The following is an 18,150-nucleotide window of genomic DNA, read 5'->3' as shown; positions in this document are numbered from 1 at the left end:
ATGGCTTTCTCCACACAAGACAGCGATGAAGTCCTGAGCGAGATCAACGTCACGCCGCTGGTGGACGTGATGCTGGTGCTGCTGGTGGTGTTCATCGTCACTGCGCCACTGCTGACCAACTCGATCCCGATCAATTTGCCGAAGACCGAATCGGTCGCCCCGGTAGAGCAGAAAGATCCGCTGGTGGTGAGCATCGACGGGCAGGGCAAGCTGTTCATCAACAAGGATGAAATCCAGCCGGATCTGCTGGAAACCAACCTAAAGGCCGCCAGGGAAAAAGCCCCGGACGTACGCGTGCAATTGCAGGCTGACGATGGCGTGAACTACGGGGAAGTGGCGCGCGCCATGGCGTCTATCGAGCGGGCAGGGATTACCAAATTGTCGGTGATCACTGCCAAGTGATGAGCTGAAAGCGACTCAAAAACTTCGTTGTTTTTACAGGCTGTTCCTTTGGCATGAGGGCAGCCTGTTTTTTTATGGGGATTACGTCTATCCCTGTGGGAGCCGAGCTTGCTCGCGATAAGGCTGGATACGGTTCACTTTAGATCGCGCCCAGACCTATCGCGGGCAAGCCCAGCTCCCACAGTTATGTGAACACTTGTCCATAGTGTTTCACCCCTTTGGCCAACCACCGCCCAGTGCGCGGTACAGTCTGATCCGGTCAATCGCAGCCGCCGTCGCGCTGTCCACAAGAGCACTCTGGGTATCCAGCAATGCCCGTTGCACATTGAGCACGTTGATGAAATCTGCTGCCCCTTGTGTGTAGCGGTCACGGGCGGTGCTCAGGGCGATGTTGTTCTGGCTGACGGCTTCCTGCAGGGCGCTGTGCTTGTGCTTCTCTGCGGCATAGTCGGTCATGGCGTTATCGACTTCATGCCAGGCGCCGAGCACGACACGCTGGTAATTCAACGCTGCTTCCTGTTCCTGGCGTTTACGCAGTTCCAGAGTGCCGGTCAGGCGGCCGCCCTGAAAGATCGGCAGGTATAGGCTAGGGCCATAGGTCCATTGGCGGGAGCTCCACGCACCCACATCCGAGCCGTCCCGCGCTTGCGTACCGAAGCTCGCACCCAGGCTGATCCGTGGATAAAAGTCAGCTTGTGCAACGCCGATTGCTGCGGTGGCTCTGTGCAGGGCGGCTTCGCTTTGCTGGATATCCGGGCGTCTTTGGGCGAGTTCCGAGGGCAGACCCAGCGGCACGTCCGGTGCCGGATGAGGAATGCTTTTCGGTTCGAGCAGTTCAGCGCTCAACGCACGAGGCGGTTCGGCGAGCAGATAACTCAGGGCGTTGATCAGGCGATCCTGTTCGGCACCCAGGGTTGGAATCACCGCTTCGATGGTCGCCACTTGCGCCGCAGCGTTGGAGGTGTCGAGGTTGGTGGTCACGCCATTGTCGAAACGGGCCTGAGTCAACGCCCGGCTCTGTCTGGCGATCTCCAGGTTCTGCCGGGCTACACCGAGCTTGGCCTGCACGCCGCGCAGACGAATGTAATCGGTGGCGGTCTCGGCGGCGATGCTCAACAGCACGCCGTCGCGCTGGGCCTGGGTCAGCTCGATTTCCGCATCGGCGGCTTCGACGTTGCGTCGTACATGCCCCCACAGGTCGAGCTCCCAACTGGCGTCCAGCGTGGCGCTCCACAGTTCAAACGGGGCCTGGCCTTGTTCGCCGGAAGGATCATTAAGGCCTTCGGCGCTGTTGCGCGCACGACGGTAACTGCCATTGCCGGCAACACCGGGTAATTGCTGGTTGCCGGTCACCTGACGCATCACCCGGCTTTGCTCCAGGCGATTACTGGCGGCGCGCACGTCGAGATTGGCCTTTGCAGCGCGCTCCACCAGCGCGGTCAATTGCGGGTCGCCCAGTTGCTGCCACCACTGGCTGTCAGCAGGGCTGCCCGGTGCCGTACCGGGGCGGACGTTGGTCTGCCAGGTCTGCGGCAGTTGCGCTTGCGGGCGTTGAAAGTCCGGGCCGACCGAGCAGGCACCGAGGCTGACCATGGCGGCGAACAGCAGGCAACGTTTCATCTCAATGCTCCTGCGCGGTGTCGATACGCGCCACGACCGACATGCCGATCCGCAGCTTCTGCAGATCCGGCTGATCGGCATCGAACCTGATTTTCACCGGCAGGCGCTGAGTGACTTTGGTGAAATTGCCCGTCGCGTTATCCGGCGCAATCGGCGAGAACGAGACACCGGTCGCCGGGGCAATACTGTCGATGTAACCGCTGAAGGTGTGATCGGGGAAGCTGTCCACGCTCAGCTCGACTTTCTGTTGCGGCTGCATGTGAGCCAGTTGGGTTTCGCGGAAGTTGGCGACCACGAAGGCGTCCTGCAACGGCACAACGGCCATCAAGGCTTGCCCCTGAGAAACATAAGCGCCGACCCGGACCGAGCGCTGGCCGACCATGCCGTCTTGCGGTGCGGTAATGCGGGTATAGGACAGATTCAGATCCGCCTGTTGCAAGGCCGCTCGGTCCTTCTCCAGCGCCGCCTTGGCGACTTCCAGTTGCGCCTTGAGCACATCCAGGCTTTTGGATGCCGCGACGCGCGAGGCTTCATCACGGTCTCTCGCGGCCTGCCATCCCAGCAGTTCCGCATCGGCTTTCTGGCGTTCCTGCTGAGTACCGGCTCCGGCGTTGGACAGGTTCAGGTAACGCCTGGCGTTTTCCTGAGCGAATTTGAGTGATGCAGCGGTGGCGCGGGTGGTCGCGGCGGCTTGATCGATGACCGCAGCCTGACGCTGGATACTGGCCTTGAGGTTCTGAATCTGTGCCGATGCTGCTTCAACGTTGGCCTTGGCCGACAGTTGCGCGACCCGGTAATCGGCGTTGTCGATTTCAGCCAGCAAGTCTCCAGCCTTGACCCACTGGTTGTCGTCAACGGCGATTTTGCTGATCTGCCCGGAAAGGCGCGGCGAAACCAGTACCGAGTCGGCGCGGATATAAGCGTCGTCGGTCTGTTGCACGGTGCCGCCGCTGATCAGGCGATAACCGATGTAAGCGAGACAAACGACGACGGCGACGCAGGCCAGGGAGAGGGCGGTTCTGTGCTGTTTCATGACGGTACCGGAGGTTGCGGTGGATAGGCGCGCTTGGGCAGGGTCAGCAGAATGACCAGCAAAACGCCGATGACGGCCAGCAATGCGAGGAAGGCATCACTGAAACTCAATACGTAGGCTTGTTCCTTGACCTGACGGGCCAGCGCAGCAGTGCTCTGAACGCTATGCAAGGGCTCAAGACCCTGCAGCCTTGTGCCCACGCCGTCGAGCAGAACGCTGGAGTGGAAGTGCTCGCGATGGGTAACGAAGTTTTCCAGCGCAGCCCCGGCAATCACTGAAAACAGCCCGCGCAACGTGTTGACCATGGATGATGCGAACGGACCTTCAAGAGGCTGGATCACGCCGGTTGCATTCATCAACAATGGCACTACCACCAACGGCTGGCCGAAGGTATGCAGTAATTGCAGCAGGTAGAAATCGTCGCGAATCCATTCGCTGGTGATCTGTGAACCGCCAAGGCAGGCGATGGTCAGCAAGCCGAGGCCGGAGGCAATTACATAGCGCGAGTCGACCCAGTTGCGGTTGATTACCAGCGCCACGAGCGGGGCAATCAGCAGTTGCGGCAAGGCGATAATCAACGCCGTGGGCATGGTTTGCAGCGGGCGGTAACCTTGAATCTGAGTCAGATAAGACGCCGGAATTGCGCTGCCTGCCAGCCCGACAAAGAGAAACAGACACAACGTGATCAAGCCGTAACTGAAGTTGCGGCGCTTGAGCAATTGCAGCTTTAACAGCGGCAGCGGATGAAACCATTCATTGATCAGAAACGCGGGCAGACACACTGCAGCGCCCAGTAACAGGAAGCTGATCAGTGATGAGTTGAGCCAGTCCAGACGCTCGCCTTGGGTGAGGGCGATGACCAGCATGGTGATGCCGCTGACCCCCAGCAACGCTCCGCGCCAGTCAGCCTGTTTGAAGCGTTCCAGACGCAATGGGTCCTGGGGCAATCCATAAGCAATCAACGCCGCGCCGATCAGCCCTGAAGGGATGATCTGCCAGAACACCATTCGCCAATCGACGCCTTCGGTCCACAGTGCAGCCAGCGGCATCGCCAGGTTGGGGCCGAAGGTAGCCGTCAGCGCGTAGGCGGACAAACCGTACAACTTGATATGCCAAGGCAGAAAACGTAATGCGGCCGTCATCAACAACGGCGGCAGCGCACCGCCTGCGATGCCTTGCAATATGCGTAGGGTGACCAGGCTTTCCAGGTTGGGCGCGAAGGGAATGATGGCGCCGAAAAAAGTAAACGCGAAGGTCGCGACAATGGCGAAGCGGCGCAGGGAAAAGGTCACTGCAAACCAGGGGGCAAGCAACATGGCCGAGACTTCGGCAGCAGCGTAGACGGAGCTAATCCAGGTGCCGTCATCGTGTCCCAGACCGTACACGCCTAAAATGTCGGCCAGCGTGATATCGGTGACGCGATCATTGATCCCGGAGGTCAGAGCCGCAATCAGCACGCCGATCAGACCCAGGGCCAGACGGAGTGTAAAGGGAGCCGGAGAGGGCGGTGGGGAAGGCGCTGACACGTAAAAAATCCTGCTGAGGGTGTTTCAGTTATTAACTGCAAGGCGGTACACTGTATCAATCAGTGGTACTTATGACAAGGTGTGTCCATGACGACGACGGATTCAGATCGCGGTGGTGTACAGGTTATTTCCCGTGCAGCGGCGATCCTGCGCAGCCTCGAAGGAGAGCCTGCTGGCTTGAGCCTTGGGGAAATCGCCAAACGCTGTGAATTGCCTCGCTCCACGGTGCAGCGACTGGTCGATGCGCTGGCGCTTGAAGAGCTGCTGGAAGTCCACGGACGAGGCGGAATCTGTCTGGGCCCGGCGCTGATGCGTCTGGCTTCTCACAGTCATGTGGACATCGTGCAGAAGGCGCGGCCTTATCTTGAAAAGCTTGGGGCGGAAACCGGCGAGACCATTGTGCTGGCCAGTGCTGCGGGGGCTGAGCTATTGATTTTGCACACCGTGGTGTCGAGTCATTCCTTGAGGGTTTCTTCCGGGCCCGGGGGCATTCTGAACATCTATGGCATTGGCGGTGGTAAGGCCTTGCTGGCCAGGATGGACAACGAGTCAGTGGTCAAATTGATCGGCCGCAAGATCAAGGCGCTGACGGCCAACACCCTGACCTTGCCGCTGCTGCTTGAGCAACTGGATGACATCCGACAGACCGGGATCGCGTTCGGTAATGAAGAGCACACCCAGGGTGTGTCTTCGGTGGCCGTGAGTCTGCAAACCCCGCAAGGCTCCTATTCAATTGACGTGGCGGGCCCGGCCTGGAGAATTGTCCAGGCCAGGGAAAGCATCGAGAAAGCGCTGCTCAAGTGCCGGGAAGAGTTGATGAGTGGGTTGCGGGGTGTCGAATAAGAGCGTCTGCCAAAGACTTGAGCAGGACCCTGTAGGAGCTGCCGAAGGCTGCGAAAGCGATCATCCTGAAACACCGCCATCGCAGCCTTCGGCAGCTCCTACAGTCAGGTTTAATCTCAGCTACCCTGCAACGGCTTCGCATCCTGGAAGAAGTAGTCCTTCCACGACGCAGGCTTGTTCTTGATCGCGCCGACGCGGTGCAGGAATTCGGCCAGTGGGTAGGTGTTCTTCGGTGTGATGGTGAACTCGAAGTCCTTGTTGTCGATGATTTTCAGCAGCTCATCCCGATTGATCTTCGCCTTGGTGACACGAATGTAAGTGTCTGCCGCAGCGCCTTTGTCCTTGCGGATAAAGTCTTCAGCTTCGCTCAGTGCTTCAATGAACGCTTTATAGGTCTTCGGATTCTCGTTGCGGAATTTCTCGGTGGCGAACAGCAGTGTCGGCGAGTTCGGACCCAGCAGGTCATAGGTGTTGAGCACCACATGCACGCCTTTGGCTGCTACTTCCTGCTCCTGGAACGGCGGGTTGGAGAAGTGCCCGGTCAGCTCGGTGCCGCCTGCGATGATGCTTGCCGCTGCGTCAGGGTGCGGCAGGCTGACAGTGTATTTATCCAGCCGGGCATATTCCGCATCGCCCCAGAGCTTGGCCGACGCATATTGCAGATAACGCGACTGAACCGAAACGCTCACCGCAGGGACCGCGATGCGATCCTTCTCGGTGAAGTCCGCAATGGTTTTTACCTTGGGATTGTTGCTGACCAGGTAGTAGGGGAAGTTACCCAACGAAGCGACGGCCTTGACGTTCTGCTTGCCGTGGGTCCGGTCCCAGATGGTCAGCAATGGCCCGACACCCGCACCGGCAATATCAACAGCGCCCGTCAGCAGTGCGTCATTGACGGCGGCGCCACCCGACAATTGCGTCCAGTCGACCTTGATGTCCACGCCATCCGCCTTGCCGTGCTTCTCGATCAGGTTCTGATCACGCACAACGTTGAGTAGCAGGTAAACGATGCCGAATTGTTCGGCGATGCGCAGTTGCCCTTCAGCCTGCGCGGCGGTTGGCATGGCGAAGCTGCCGGTCAGAAGCGTCGCCGCCAGGCCCAGCGAGGTGGCCAGACGGGAAAGTCGAGGGCGACGTGTCGAGGTGTTTGTCATGCCGTGCTCCAGCGTTGAACAAAGAAAGATGTAAACGATGGGCAGACGATATAGGTATAAGAAAAAATATTTAAATAACATTAGTGAATAACGTTATGGCTGTTAACTGACTGGCTCCTGCACACCCGTGAGCATTCTGGAGCAGATCCTGCATAACCTCACCACGGCTAATTGTACTGGTTGTTGATATAACATAACATTAATGCGCTTTTTCAAGATTGTGCGCAGTCGTTCGTTTGAACTGATAGCAGCCGCTTTCGCACCAATCCCTCACCATGAGTTTTTCAATGACGACCCTCCCTCTGAAGCCTCAGGCTTCCACTCGATTGCAATCGATTGACGCGTTGCGCGGCCTGATCATTCTGTTCATGTTGCTCGACCATGTTCGCGAAACCTTCCTGCTGCACCTCCAGGTTTCAGACCCGATGGACGTGACCACCACGCCGCCTGAATTGTTTTTCAGCCGCACGCTGGCGCATCTGTGTGCGCCGCTGTTCATCTTCTTGACCGGTCTGTCGGCTTATCTCTACGGCGAACGCCACGGGGCGAGTGAGGTGTCTGGCTTTCTGTTCAAGCGCGGGCTGTTCCTGATTGCTCTGGAAGTCACGCTGGTGAACTTCGCCTGGACCTTCCAGTTCCCGCCGACCACGGTTTACCTGCAAGTGATTTGGGCCATTGGTTTGAGCATGGTGGCCTTGGCGATCCTGGTAAAACTGCCAAGACCTGCGCTGGCGGTAATCGGCGTGGTAATCATTGCCGGGCATAACCTGCTGGATACGCTGCACTTCACTCAGGAGTCGGCGATGTATGTGCCGTGGGCGATCCTGCATGATCGCGGTTGGCTTGTGCCTTGGGATGGTTTGCGTCTGCGCACGTCATATCCGTTGCTGCCGTGGATCGGTGTGATTGCCCTGGGTTACGCGGCGGGTCCGTGGTTCGCATCCGGTGCTGATGCGCGCAAGCGTCAAAATAGTCTGGTATTAGCAGGATTGGGTCTGCTGGCGCTGTTCTTCCTGTTGCGTCTGGTGAACGGTTACGGCGAGAAGCCCTGGTCGATCGGTGAGACCACCGTGCAGACAGTGATGAGCTTTTTCAATATCACCAAGTACCCGCCATCGCTGTTGTTCCTCAGCCTGACGCTGGGCATCGGTATGTTGTTGCTGGTCTGGTTCGAGAAGGCAGCAGGGCGGGCGTGGTTCAAGCCGTTGCTGGTGTTCGGTGCTGCGCCGATGTTCTTCTACCTGCTGCACCTGTATGTGCTGAAGATTCTGTACCTGATAGCCGTGGCGATATGGGGTACCAACAAAGGCAATTACTTTGGCTTCGATTCGGTGGGCGCGGTGTGGTTGTGTTCGGTGTTGCTGGCGGTAGGTTTGTTCCCCGCCGTCAAAGCATTTGCCAGCTTCAAGGCGCGGCGTAAGGACATTGCCTGGTTGAAGTATTTCTAATATCTGAACTTGTAGGCGCGGTGTCTCGAGGCAAACGCTAGACCTGTAGGAGCGCACGAGCACCGCGAGGCCGCGATAGCGATCTGTCTGAAACACCGCTATCGCGGCCTCGCGGTGCTCGTGCGCTCCTACAGAAAAGCATTACAAATCAGTTGTTATCACTCGTGATGCGGCTCACCGACAAACGTCAGCGAAGTAAACAACCCTTGCTCATCAATGTCCGGATTGCCGCTGACTTTCACTACGGTCTCGGCGGCAATGATGTTCAGGCCTTCGTTGCGCACCACGACACTGGCCCGGCCTTGGGCGTCAGTGGTTGCGCTGACTTCATCCGGCTGGCTGCGGTAGTCGCCGATCAGTTTGATCCCTGCCAACGGTTTGCCATCCAGCAGCACTTGCACGGGTAACGCTTTGCCGGGGCCGACGTTCAGCGGGTCGGCCAGCGGCACGATGACCAGTTTCAAGCCTTTCAGTGTTGGCAGTTTCACGCCCGGTTCGTAGATCGCCAGGCTGTACTTGAAGGTCTGCAACGCTGTAACCGCACCGGGGACTTTGGTGCGGCCTTCGTTGGTCCATTTCTTGTCCGCAGTCTGTGACCACATGCCGTTGTTCAGTGCGACGGACATCACCGCGGGCTTGCTCAAAGGTTGTAGCCGCGCATGGTCGGCAAGGCGTTCGACGGTCACCGGGATCATCTTGCCATTCATGTCATAGGCCCAGGCGCCGCTGACTTTTTCCGCTTTGAACTTGCTGTCCTCGGCACCATGGCCGTAAACCACTTCGATGTTGCCGCGCCGCTCTTCGGTCCATAGCCCATGGGCATTGGACTGTTGCATGGAGAAAGCGCCGAGCAGGCTCAGGGCCATAATTGTTTTTGGAAAATGCATGGTAAGTCCTTGTTAATCAGAGGCTGAGGGTAAGGCTGACGGTGAAGTTGCGTGGTTCGCCGGGGGCGACCCAATAATTGCTGTAGGAACGCTCGAAGTATTTCTCGTCGAAGAGGTTGTTCAGGTTCAGGCCAACGGTGACGTTTTCATTGGCCTTGTAATGCGCCAGCAGGTCGACGGTGTGGTACGCGGGCAGCTCGAAGCTTTTGCCTGCCTCGCCGGACCGGTCGCCGACATACGTGAACGCTGCACCCAGATCCGAGCCTTTAAGCAGGCCGTTCTGAAACTCGTAAACCCCGAGCAGACTGCCGCTGCGTTTGGCCACGCCGAGGATGCGGCTACCCGTGGGAATGGTCGTGTCGCCTTTGGTGACCTCTGCGTCGATGTAGGCAAACGCGCCAATCACTCGCACCGCATCGGTCACTTGCCCGGTGAATTGCAGGTCGACACCCTGGCTGCGCGCCTTGCCAATGGCGCGACTGAAGTCGGTGCCCGGTTCGGGCGTCAGTACGTTTTCCTTTTCGATATGGAAAGCGGCGACGGTGGCGCTCAGACGATCATCGAACAGTTCGGTCTTGATGCCGGCTTCATAGCCAACGCCTTCCTCGGGATCGAAGCTCTTTCGAGCAGCGTCAGTACCGTTATTGGGCTTAAACGAAGTGGAAGCGTTGGCGAACAGGCCGACTTGCGGCGTGAGCTGGTAGAACAGGCCGGTGCGGTAGGTCTGCGCGTTGTGCTGCTGCTTGTTGGTGAGGTTGACGGTGTAGTCGTCGATGCTCTGTTCGAAATGCTCGAAGCGCGCGCCGATCATGCCGCGCAGCTTGTCGGTGAAAACGATCTGGTCCTGCAGGTTCAGCGCCTGGCTTTCGATGTGCTCGAAGAAGTCCGTACCGGAACGTATGCCGCTGGGCTTGGGCTGGCCGTAAACCGGTTGGTAGATATCGATGGCATACGGGCTGCCCGCGGTATTGGTCACGCGCTCGTTCTTGCGGTAGTTCTCGTACTCGGTGCCGATCAACAGTTGGTGCTCCCAACTGCCAATGTCCACCAGACCGCGCAGTTCAAGCTGGGTAATGCTGTCGTGCCAGTTCATGTCCCGCTCGCGGTAGCGGCGATTGACCGTACGGCCGTCAGCATTCAGTGCGCGGCTTTCCGAGGCGTAACCGGACAGCTCACCTTCCTTGTAATGACTGGCCAGACGCAACGACCAGAAGTCATTCAAGTGATGCTCCAGCGCCGCCTGGATCATGTTGTTGTCGTTATCGATGTCGCCGTCGTTTGGCTCACCGAGGAAGGTTCGCCGGGACATGCCGCTCCACTTGTTGTTGGGGGCGACGATGCCGCGGTCAAAGGTCGAGCTATGACGGACAAACTCGGTCTCCACCGACAGAGACGTGTCCGGACTCAGTTGCCAACTGATCGTCGGGGCAACGAAGACCCGCTTGCTGTCGACGTGATCGCGAAAGCTGTTGTTGTCTTCTACCGCGAGGTTCACTCGGGAAAGCACGCTCTTGTCGTCATTCAGCGGGGCGTTGACGTCCAGTGCGGTGCGGTAGCGGTCCCAACTGCCTGCGCTGGTCTGCAGGGTGGTGAAGGCATCGGCCTGAGGTTTTTTAGTGACGATATTTACCGTACCGCCGGGGTCGCCTCGGCCATACAGGCTGGCGGCAGGGCCTTTGAGCACTTCGATGCGCTCGACGTTGGCGGCATCCGGTGTACTCGGATAGCCACGGTTGGCGCTGAAACCGTCCTTGTAGAACTCGGACGTAGTGAAGCCGCGGATGCTGTATTCGTAGAGGGTCAGGCCGCCGAAGTTATTCTGCTTCGATACACCCCCGGCGTAGTCCAGCGCTCGCTCCACGTTATGACTGCCCAGGTCTTTGAGCACGCTGGCGGGGATCACGCTGATGGATTGCGGAATGTCTTTGATCGCCGTATCGGTCTTTGTGGCAGTGGCGGAGCGGGTGGCGCGGTAGCCGCTGACCGGGCCCGTCGCTGACTCATAATTGGCGTCAGCGTTGACCGTGATCGTGTCGAGTTCATAGGTTTGCGGTGTTTGTTCTGCGTAGCTGGCGTCGGCCAAAAGACCAAAAGCGAGGCCTGCGAATGAGGCCATTTTGCGAGGGGGCATTTCTGACATTCCTTATAGATTCGTTACAGTATAACGTCTCTATCAGGAATTATTTCTATTTGTGTTGAAGGCTGGATGTTTCTGAATGTTGCGGCGGGTCGAAGTGCTTATCTCGACCCGCCGCTACCCATCAAGTCCGGAAACGCTTGACCAGACTGTCCAGTTCGCTGGACAGGGCGGCCAGACTGCGGGAGTCGGCACGGGCTGACTCGGCAAGTTCGGCCACCAGCTGCGCATCGCCATGGATCTGGCTGATGTGCCGGTTGATGTCTTCCGCTACATGGTGCTGCTCTTCAGCAGCGGTCGCGATCTGGGTATTCATGTCACGGATTACATCCACCGACTCACGGATCTGCCCGAAGCTGCTGCGTGCCTGGCCGATTTTCTCGACCGATTGCTGCGACACGGCGAGGCTGGCGTTCATCTGTTGCGTCACCGACGACGTGCGACGGGCGAGGGTGCCGAGCAGGTTATCGATCTCGGCGGTGGAATCAGCCGTCCGCTTGGCCAGAGCCCGGACCTCGTCGGCCACCACCGCAAACCCGCGACCTTGCTCACCGGCACGGGCTGCTTCGATGGCTGCGTTGAGGGCCAGCAGGTTGGTCTGTTCAGCAATGGAGCGAATGGTGTCGAGAATCGACTGAATGGCGTTGCTGTCTTTTTCCAACTGCACCATCGCGGTGGCTGATTGGGACAGTTCAGAACTCAACTGATCAACGCTGCTCACCGCATCGTCGATCTGGCGCTGGCCTTCGCGGGCCTGACGCTGGCCGTTGTCTGCCGAGTCCGCGGCCTGACTGCACGAGCGGGCGACTTCGTTGGCCGTGGCGACCATTTCATGGAAAGCAGTCGACACCATGTCCACCGCTTCACGCTGACGTCCTGCGGCGTCGGCCATGTTGTTCGACACCTGGGTCGAGCTGGTGGAGGTATCGAGAATCTTGTTCGCGGCCAGACCGATGTGCTGGATCAGGCTGCGGATCGCGGCGAGGAACTTGTTGAACCAGTTAGCCAGTTGCGCCGTTTCATCATTGCCACGCACATCCAGGTTGTGGGTCAGGTCGCCTTCGCCCTGAGCAATGCCTTCCAGACCGCTGGCCACACTGCGAATCGGGCGCACGATGAGCGAGGCGAAGCTGGCGCCAAGGATTGCGAAAATAATCGCCAGTACTGCAGCAATTACGGCTATCAGCCAGGTCAGGCGTGTGGCCGATCCCATCACTTCGTCCTGCTTGATCAGACCGATGAAGTTCCAGCCCAATTGTTCGGATGGGTACACGTTGGCCATGTAGCGCTCGCCATCAAGTTCGACTTCGACCAGTCCCTTGGTGGTTTTGGCCAGTTCGGCGTAACCATCGCCAAGGTCGGAAATTTTCTTGAAGTTGTGCTCGGGTTTACGTGGATCCACCAGAATGTTGCCGCTTTTTTCCAGCAGCATCAGGTAACCGCTTTCGCCCAGTTTGATCTGCTTGACGATGCTCGTCAGCTGCTTGAGTGTTACGTCGATGCCCACCACGCCGCCGGGGTTGCCCAGTGAGTTACTGATGGTACGCCCGGTATTGACCATCACCGCGTCGTCAGCCGCCCAATAATAAGCGTCGCTGCGCACGACCTTGCCCGGAGTGGCCAGGGCCGCCTTGTACCAAGGTCGGACTCGCGGGTCGTAATCACCGAATTTCTGGCCTTCAGGCCAAGGTACATAACTGCCGTTGGCGAGGCCGTAGGAAATGTAGGAGTAAGCGGGGTGGCTTACGCCCATGCGGTCGAACAGGGCAATGATGCTCTTGTCCGTTTCGGATTCGGGAGCATTTTGCTGATCAGAGGTCATGAAACTCTTTAGGCCATTGCCTGCACCGGTCAGCAGAGGATTGGCAGCAAGGTATTCAACGTTTTGGCTGATCCCGTCGAAAAACAGCTGCATCGCATTGGCGACCTGCCGTATTTCACGGCCACTGCTGTCGGAGAATCCATCGGTCGCATCGCTGCGCAGGTTGATGATGACGATGCTGGCAACGACGATGATCGGCAGGGACGCGATGACCGCGAATGCCCACGTCAGTTTCTGTTTGATATTCATCCATGCTCCGATTGCAGTTCTGGCTAACACCCTGAGCAGTCTCAGGAGGGTTTGGGCAGGCACGCATATGTGTTGCTAATTAGTATTATGGTATGCCGCTATCGGCAGTATTTCGGAGTTCTTGAGCAAGACGTGCGGGGGAAATCAGTTGGCGCTGAATCAGAGAGTTTGCGGTGCAAAACCCAAGTCGCGACTGATGCCGGCACTGCATTCAAAAAGCAGTTGCTGGAAGCGGTCCGTGGCACCTTCGGGGTCCATGACCGCATCCGGTCCGGAGAGATTGATTGCTGCCGTTACATGGCCGTTGTGATCCCGGACAGACGTGGCAATCGCGGTGGAGTAGTCGGACCGATGCAGTACCCAGCCGCGGTCCCGGTCCTCGGCGATCAGGCGTTGCAATTCAGGCAGGGTTCGCGGGGCAGGAGTGGGATAGTCGTCCAGCCGCACGTGTTGATACAGCTGCGCCAGCTCTGTTTCGTTCAGCGCAGTCAATAGCATCCTGCCCATGGCGGTGCAGTGACAGGCGATACGTGTGCCGATGGGGATGTTGACCGAAAGCCGCTGGGCTGCAAACGCGCGGAACAGATACAGGCTGTCGGTCTGTTCGCGAATGCTCAGGTGGCAGGACAGCGAGGTGCGGTCGCGCAGCAGGTTCAGGTGTGGCATGGCCACTTCCACGATGTCGCGACTGGCCAGGTAACTGAAGCCGTCACTGATGACTCTGGCTCCCAGCTCGTACTGCGTGTTGAGCTTGTTCAGGTAGCCCATGCTGGTGAGGGTAAACAGAATCCGATACACCGCCGACGTGCTGACGCCCAGGCGCTCGGCGATTTCCTGAATGCTCAGGCTGCGGGTCCGGGCGTTGAACATCCCCAGCACACTCAACCCCCGAGCCAGGGCCGGGACGCTGTAATCGGTGTCTTTTTCAGGAGTATCGAGCATGAGTAATTCCGCAGGTGCTGTTCGGGGAAGTAGGCGTTGAACCGATCCTGTAGGCGGTTTCATGTGGGAGCCGCGCCGGTGTCACTGACACCGCGCTGTCGCGCAGCAAACAGATATCAATGTGGGAGCGAGGCTTGCCCGCGATAAGGGCGCCGCGGTTTATCAGATAGACCGCGGTGCTTGTATCGCGGGCAAGCCTCGCTCCCACAGGTTCTGGTGTGATCCCGCGATTTTGGCTTTTTCATCCTTCGCCACATCAACACCAGCGATCACTTGAGAATCAACACCCCGTCAAACTCGCCCATGGCATCCAGCACGGCGCCCTTGAAGTACTCCAGTGAAGCGCGGTCGCAGAGGAGCTGGAACGCGGGCAACTCCTGCGAGCCCAGGTTGATAACGATCACATTGATCCGCGCCGCTGAGGTTTGCGCTACTGCGCCCTCCGGGAACGCCTGCGGGCGCAAATCCACGCCGCAGAGTTTGGCCATGACTTCGCTGACGTGTAGGCCACTGAGTTGTAGCCAGGCGTGGCTGTCTTGCCGGGGCAGCAGATAGTTGGCGTTATGATCCAGCTCCCAGCGGGCTTCTTCATCGGCGATGCGTTGGCCTTCATCCTCAAGGCTGCCCAGGATCAGGTATTCCGTCTGAGACAGCCGGGCAACATGACTGCCGTCGGCCTGGGTCACCGCACGGTTTGGCGCGTCCGGCAGATAGAAGCCCCGAGCGCTGAGGTACTCGGCGCTTTGCTGGCCGCGAAAACCGACTCTGGGTACATCAGTCAGGTCAAGCAGGGCGCATTGTTGGAGCGGGCCTGGCCCGATGTAACGTTCCGCTTGCAGGCTGGACATGACTCAAAGCTCCTGACGTTGGTTTTCGGGATCGAAGAATGGCAGTTTTACGACAGTGGCCTGGACCACCACGCCGCCTTCGACGCGAATTGGTATCTGTTGCCCCGGCTGGCTCTGATCGAAAGCCGCGTAGGCCAGACCAATGATCTTGCCCAGGCTCGACGAGTATTCGCAGGACGTGACGTTGCCACTGATGTCCGGACCTTTCAGCACCAGATGACCTTCCAGAGGCTGCGGGCTGTTTTTCGGCAGGGTGAAGCCCACCAGTTTGCGTTTCATCGGTTGTGCTTCGAGGATGTCCACCGAGCGTCGTCCGACAAAGAACGGTTTGGTGCGGCTGACCGCCCAACCCATGTCGATTTCGGCCGGGTGGGTCATGCCGTCGGTGTCCTGACTGATGATTACGTGACCTTTTTCCAGGCGCAGCAAACGCTGGGTTTCCACACCAAACGGGCGCATGTCGTGTTCTTTGCCCGCTTCGATCAGCGCGTCCCAGAGCGTGAGCGCATGACGTGCCGGAACGTGGATTTCATAACCGAGTTCGCCAACGAAACCGACCCTCAACAAGCGCGCCTTGATCCCGGCGACCGTGCCTTCGCGCACCCCCAGATAGGGAAAACTTTCTGCGGATAAATCCAGATCGTTGCAGACCTTTTCCAGCACCTTGCGCGAGTCCGGTCCGGCTACGTTGACCGCGGAAATTGCTGCCGTGACGTTGGCGATGTCGACGTTCAGGCGCCACTGGGCGTTCCACTTGAGCATCTGCTGATAGATGCGATCAACGCCGCTGGTAGTGGCGGTGACGTAGAAGTGGTTGTCGGCGAAACGTGCACACACTCCGTCATCGATCACCACGCCGAGCTCATTGGTCATCAGCGCGTAGCGTGAGCGACCCACCGGCTGTTTGATGAAGGCAAAGGTGTACATGCGGTTAAGCAGTTCGGCGGCATCCGGGCCGCGCACATCCAGACCGCCCAGCGTCGATACGTCGATGATGCCGACCTTGTTGCGCACGTGCAGGGCTTCCTGCTGCATGCAGGTTTCCCGCTCATGGGGTTTGCCGTAATAGGCCGGGCGCTGCCAGATGCCCGCGGGCATCATCTTGGCGCCTGCTTCGACGTGGCGCTTGTGCATCGGTGTCTGGCGATATGGATCGAACGCCCGCCCGGCTACATGGGCCAGCTTCTCGGCTTCGAACGGTGGACGAGCGGTGGTCACGCCGGTTTCGCTGACGCTGCGTTGTGTTGACGAAGCCACCAGCCGCGCCGTGGGCAACGCCGAATGGCGACCCTGCGATGGTCCCATGCCGACTGTTGAGTAGCGTTTGACCAATTGCACATCGCGATAACCGATGCGGGTGGCATTGATGATGTCGCGCACCTGCAGGTCCTCATCGAAATCGACGAAATCCTTGCCTTTGGGATGGGGGAAAATCGGCCACGGGAAGTTGACCTGCGCTTCGGCCTGCAAGGGTAGTGGTTTGACGCTCAATTCAAGACTCAGGGCGACGACGATGTTGGCCGCTGCATGAGTCGCATCAGCCAGCACGTTGTCCAGCGCATGGTAGCCGTGAGCCGAACCGGCCACGTTGAGGTTGTTCGGCAGGCCGCTCAGGGTGAACTCGGCCAGTTGATCGTCGTAGCTGAGTTTGCCGCCGGCCTGACACAGCAATTGATAAACCGGCATGTAACCACCGGACATGCACAGCAGATCGCAGTCCACGATCTGGCCGCTGCCCGCCACCTGACCCTGGCCGGTAATCTTGCGCAGATCAACGCCGCTGACGTGACGCATGCCTTTTTCATGCAGCGCCTCATACACCGTGCTGCCTTGGTGACAGCTGATGCCGCGTTGTTCCAGGGCCAGCAACAGCGCCCGGTCTGCCGGGTGAGCGCGCATGTCTACCAGCGCCGCCACGGTGACACCCTGTTCGTGCAAATCCAGCGCGGCGAGGTAGCCGTCGTCATTGCCGGTCAGGACCACCGCGCGTTTGCCGGGCTTGACCGCATACAGCTTCATCAGGCGTTGCGCGGCGCTGGTCAGCATGACGCCGGGCAGGTCGTTATTGCGGAAAATCACCGGCTGATCGAATGAGCCGCTGGCAATCAGGCACTGGCTGGCGCGCACCTTGTACATGCGTTTGCCTTGAATCACCGGCAAATAGTTGTCGGTGAACCAGGCGTTGCAGGTGGCCTTTTTCAGGACGCGAATATTGGCGTGGTGCTCGACAGCTTCCACCAGTTCGCGGCGCAGTTGTTCGCTACGCTGGCCGTCGATGTCGAAACGGGCGTAGGTGAGCGAACCACCGAGAATGGGCTGTTGCTCAATCAGCAGTACTTTGGCACCAGCGTTGGCCGCCGTCAGTGCCGCCTGCAACCCGGCAGGACCGGCACCGATCACCGCCAGGTCAGTGAACAGATAGGCTTTGTCGTAATACTCGGGTTGAAACTTCAGGTCGAGCACGCCCAGCCCGGCTTTTTTACGAATGATCGGCTCCCAGACTTTCCACGCGCCCTTGGGCTTGTAGAACGAACGATAGTAAAAACCCACCGGCATGAATTTCGAGAATTTGCCGAGGTAGGCATCCTTATCGTTGTCCAGCGAACCGTTGAAGTTCTGTCCGCTGGCCTGCAAGCCTTCTTTCAGGGCGAAAGTATCCGCCAGCACGTTGGGCTCATGGGGCAGTTGAATCAGCGTGTTGGCGTCCTGGCCCGCCATGGTCAGCGGTCCGCGTGGTCGGTGGTACTTGAACGAACGCGACAACAGGAAGCGACCATTGGCGAGCAGGGCACTGGCCACGCTGTCGCCCTGATAGCCCTTATAGAGCCGGTCATCGAAACTGAAACTCAGGGGTTTGTTGCGGTCGATCAGCAGGCCCATCGGCGCGGCCAGTCGGGTCCCCCGGAATTCTTCAGGCGTGCTCATCGGGCGGTCTCCTTGGCGGGGGCAGCGGTAAATTCGACCCTTGAGGTGAACACCTCTTTGGGGTCAAAGGTGCGGATGATTTCATCGCTGCCGGTATGGCGCTCAACCAGAAACCAGTAGCTGGACGGCGTGTGCATCCACCATTCGCGGACTACGCCCAGCATGTCTTCGCTGTTGAACACGTAGTCGGCCCATTCGCTGTCGCTGCAGGTGGCTGGGTCCGGCATGTGCTTGAACTCGCCGCCGTAGGTGAATTCGGTGATGTTGCGCGGCCCGTTGAGCGGGCAATTCATGATCTTCATATTCCGCTCTCC

General features: G+C 58.8%; 13 protein-coding genes and 2 pseudogenes. 3 read left to right on the top strand and 12 right to left on the bottom strand.

The window, feature by feature from the left end; translation table 11 throughout:
* Positions 1-402 carry an ExbD/TolR family protein gene (locus RX972_RS16175; RefSeq protein WP_027902823.1) on the top strand — a complete coding sequence of 134 codons (402 nt, stop codon included), beginning with the start codon at positions 1-3 and terminating at the stop codon, positions 400-402.
* A gap of 210 nt (positions 403-612) precedes the next feature.
* Here the strand turns inward: RX972_RS16175 and RX972_RS16170 are convergent, their stop codons facing one another.
* Genes RX972_RS16170 through RX972_RS16160 form a run of 3 tightly spaced genes read right to left on the bottom strand, consistent with a single transcriptional unit; the run spans position 613 to position 4,581 of the window.
* Positions 613-2,022 (bottom strand): efflux transporter outer membrane subunit, encoded by a 1,410-nt coding sequence (locus tag RX972_RS16170; RefSeq protein ID WP_316876867.1) that lies wholly within the window; start codon positions 2,020-2,022, stop codon positions 613-615.
* A 1-nt stretch (position 2,023) separates the two neighbouring features.
* Complete coding sequence (locus RX972_RS16165) at positions 2,024-3,055, bottom strand: HlyD family secretion protein (protein ID WP_316876865.1); 1,032 nt, start codon at positions 3,053-3,055, stop codon at positions 2,024-2,026.
* Entirely contained in the window at positions 3,052-4,581 is a 1,530-nt protein-coding gene (locus RX972_RS16160; RefSeq protein WP_316876864.1) for an MFS transporter, read from the bottom strand. Before RX972_RS16160 ends, RX972_RS16165 begins: the two co-directional genes overlap by 4 nt.
* An 87-nt stretch (positions 4,582-4,668) precedes the next feature.
* Between RX972_RS16160 and RX972_RS16155 the strand changes: the two genes are divergently transcribed.
* Positions 4,669-5,424 (top strand): IclR family transcriptional regulator, encoded by a 756-nt coding sequence (locus RX972_RS16155; RefSeq protein ID WP_316876862.1) that lies wholly within the window; start codon positions 4,669-4,671, stop codon positions 5,422-5,424.
* A 116-nt stretch (positions 5,425-5,540) separates the two neighbouring features.
* Here RX972_RS16155 and RX972_RS16150 read toward each other — a convergent pair whose 3' ends face one another.
* Positions 5,541-6,578 (bottom strand): ABC transporter substrate-binding protein, encoded by a 1,038-nt coding sequence (locus RX972_RS16150; RefSeq protein ID WP_316876860.1) that lies wholly within the window; start codon positions 6,576-6,578, stop codon positions 5,541-5,543.
* A 287-nt stretch (positions 6,579-6,865) separates the two neighbouring features.
* Here RX972_RS16150 and RX972_RS16145 point away from each other — a divergent pair, with 287 nt between their 5' ends.
* Positions 6,866-8,026, top strand: coding sequence for a DUF1624 domain-containing protein (locus RX972_RS16145; RefSeq protein ID WP_122395418.1), 1,161 nt, complete (start codon positions 6,866-6,868; stop codon positions 8,024-8,026).
* A 158-nt stretch (positions 8,027-8,184) separates the two neighbouring features.
* On the opposite strand, the gene RX972_RS16140 is transcribed toward RX972_RS16145, so the two are convergent.
* The 8 genes and pseudogenes from RX972_RS16140 to RX972_RS16110 all read right to left on the bottom strand — a co-directional run bounded on the left by RX972_RS16140 (position 8,185) and on the right by RX972_RS16110 (position 18,138).
* A complete protein-coding gene (locus tag RX972_RS16140) occupies positions 8,185-8,913 on the bottom strand; it encodes a DUF4198 domain-containing protein (protein WP_316876857.1) in 729 nt (242 codons plus the stop codon).
* A gap of 16 nt (positions 8,914-8,929) precedes the next feature.
* The gene (locus RX972_RS16135) at positions 8,930-11,044 is read right to left on the bottom strand and encodes a TonB-dependent siderophore receptor (protein WP_316876855.1); all 2,115 of its coding nucleotides are present in this window, start codon (positions 11,042-11,044) and stop codon (positions 8,930-8,932) included.
* Positions 11,045-11,174: 130 nt separating this feature from the next.
* Positions 11,175-11,774 (bottom strand): annotated as a pseudogene (locus RX972_RS29545) (methyl-accepting chemotaxis protein); the annotation flags it as partial.
* Between the two features lie 258 nt (positions 11,775-12,032).
* Positions 12,033-12,965: pseudogene (locus RX972_RS29540) on the bottom strand (cache domain-containing protein); the annotation flags it as partial.
* A 315-nt stretch (positions 12,966-13,280) separates the two neighbouring features.
* Positions 13,281-14,063, bottom strand: a complete 783-nt coding sequence (locus RX972_RS16125) for an IclR family transcriptional regulator (RefSeq protein WP_122708834.1) — start codon at positions 14,061-14,063, stop codon at positions 13,281-13,283.
* 269 nt (positions 14,064-14,332) lie between these two features.
* Positions 14,333-14,911, bottom strand: a complete 579-nt coding sequence (locus RX972_RS16120) for a sarcosine oxidase subunit gamma (RefSeq protein ID WP_099271047.1) — start codon at positions 14,909-14,911, stop codon at positions 14,333-14,335.
* A gap of 3 nt (positions 14,912-14,914) precedes the next feature.
* Positions 14,915-17,836, bottom strand: a complete 2,922-nt coding sequence (locus RX972_RS16115) for a 2Fe-2S iron-sulfur cluster-binding protein (RefSeq protein WP_316876850.1) — start codon at positions 17,834-17,836, stop codon at positions 14,915-14,917.
* Positions 17,833-18,138 (bottom strand): sarcosine oxidase subunit delta, encoded by a 306-nt coding sequence (locus tag RX972_RS16110; protein ID WP_099271046.1) that lies wholly within the window; start codon positions 18,136-18,138, stop codon positions 17,833-17,835. The genes RX972_RS16115 and RX972_RS16110 overlap by 4 nt, the downstream gene beginning before the upstream one ends.
* Positions 18,139-18,150: the final 12 nt, after the last annotated feature.

The sequence above is a fragment of the Pseudomonas syringae group sp. J309-1 genome, assembly GCF_032582135.1.
GTDB classification, from domain to species: domain Bacteria; phylum Pseudomonadota; class Gammaproteobacteria; order Pseudomonadales; family Pseudomonadaceae; genus Aquipseudomonas; species Aquipseudomonas quasicaspiana.
The sequence above is the reverse complement of the archived record's forward strand: the minus strand, read 5'-3'. Positions and strand labels throughout refer to the sequence as shown.

What these genes read in the sequence shown, in the direction of transcription:
- RX972_RS16175 (WP_027902823.1), top strand. Translation starts at nt 1, where the DNA reads ATGGCTTTCTCCACACAAGACAGCGATGAAGTCCTGAGCGAGATCAAC.
- RX972_RS16170 (WP_316876867.1), bottom strand. Translation starts at nt 2,022, where the DNA reads ATGAAACGTTGCCTGCTGTTCGCCGCCATGGTCAGCCTCGGTGCCTGC.
- RX972_RS16165 (WP_316876865.1), bottom strand. Translation starts at nt 3,055, where the DNA reads ATGAAACAGCACAGAACCGCCCTCTCCCTGGCCTGCGTCGCCGTCGTC.
- RX972_RS16155 (WP_316876862.1), top strand. Translation starts at nt 4,669, where the DNA reads ATGACGACGACGGATTCAGATCGCGGTGGTGTACAGGTTATTTCCCGT.
- RX972_RS16150 (WP_316876860.1), bottom strand. Translation starts at nt 6,578, where the DNA reads ATGACAAACACCTCGACACGTCGCCCTCGACTTTCCCGTCTGGCCACC.
- RX972_RS16145 (WP_122395418.1), top strand. Translation starts at nt 6,866, where the DNA reads ATGACGACCCTCCCTCTGAAGCCTCAGGCTTCCACTCGATTGCAATCG.
- RX972_RS16140 (WP_316876857.1), bottom strand. Translation starts at nt 8,913, where the DNA reads ATGCATTTTCCAAAAACAATTATGGCCCTGAGCCTGCTCGGCGCTTTC.
- RX972_RS16135 (WP_316876855.1), bottom strand. Translation starts at nt 11,044, where the DNA reads ATGCCCCCTCGCAAAATGGCCTCATTCGCAGGCCTCGCTTTTGGTCTT.
- RX972_RS16125 (WP_122708834.1), bottom strand. Translation starts at nt 14,063, where the DNA reads ATGCTCGATACTCCTGAAAAAGACACCGATTACAGCGTCCCGGCCCTG.
- RX972_RS16120 (WP_099271047.1), bottom strand. Translation starts at nt 14,911, where the DNA reads ATGTCCAGCCTGCAAGCGGAACGTTACATCGGGCCAGGCCCGCTCCAA.
- RX972_RS16115 (WP_316876850.1), bottom strand. Translation starts at nt 17,836, where the DNA reads ATGAGCACGCCTGAAGAATTCCGGGGGACCCGACTGGCCGCGCCGATG.
- RX972_RS16110 (WP_099271046.1), bottom strand. Translation starts at nt 18,138, where the DNA reads ATGAAGATCATGAATTGCCCGCTCAACGGGCCGCGCAACATCACCGAA.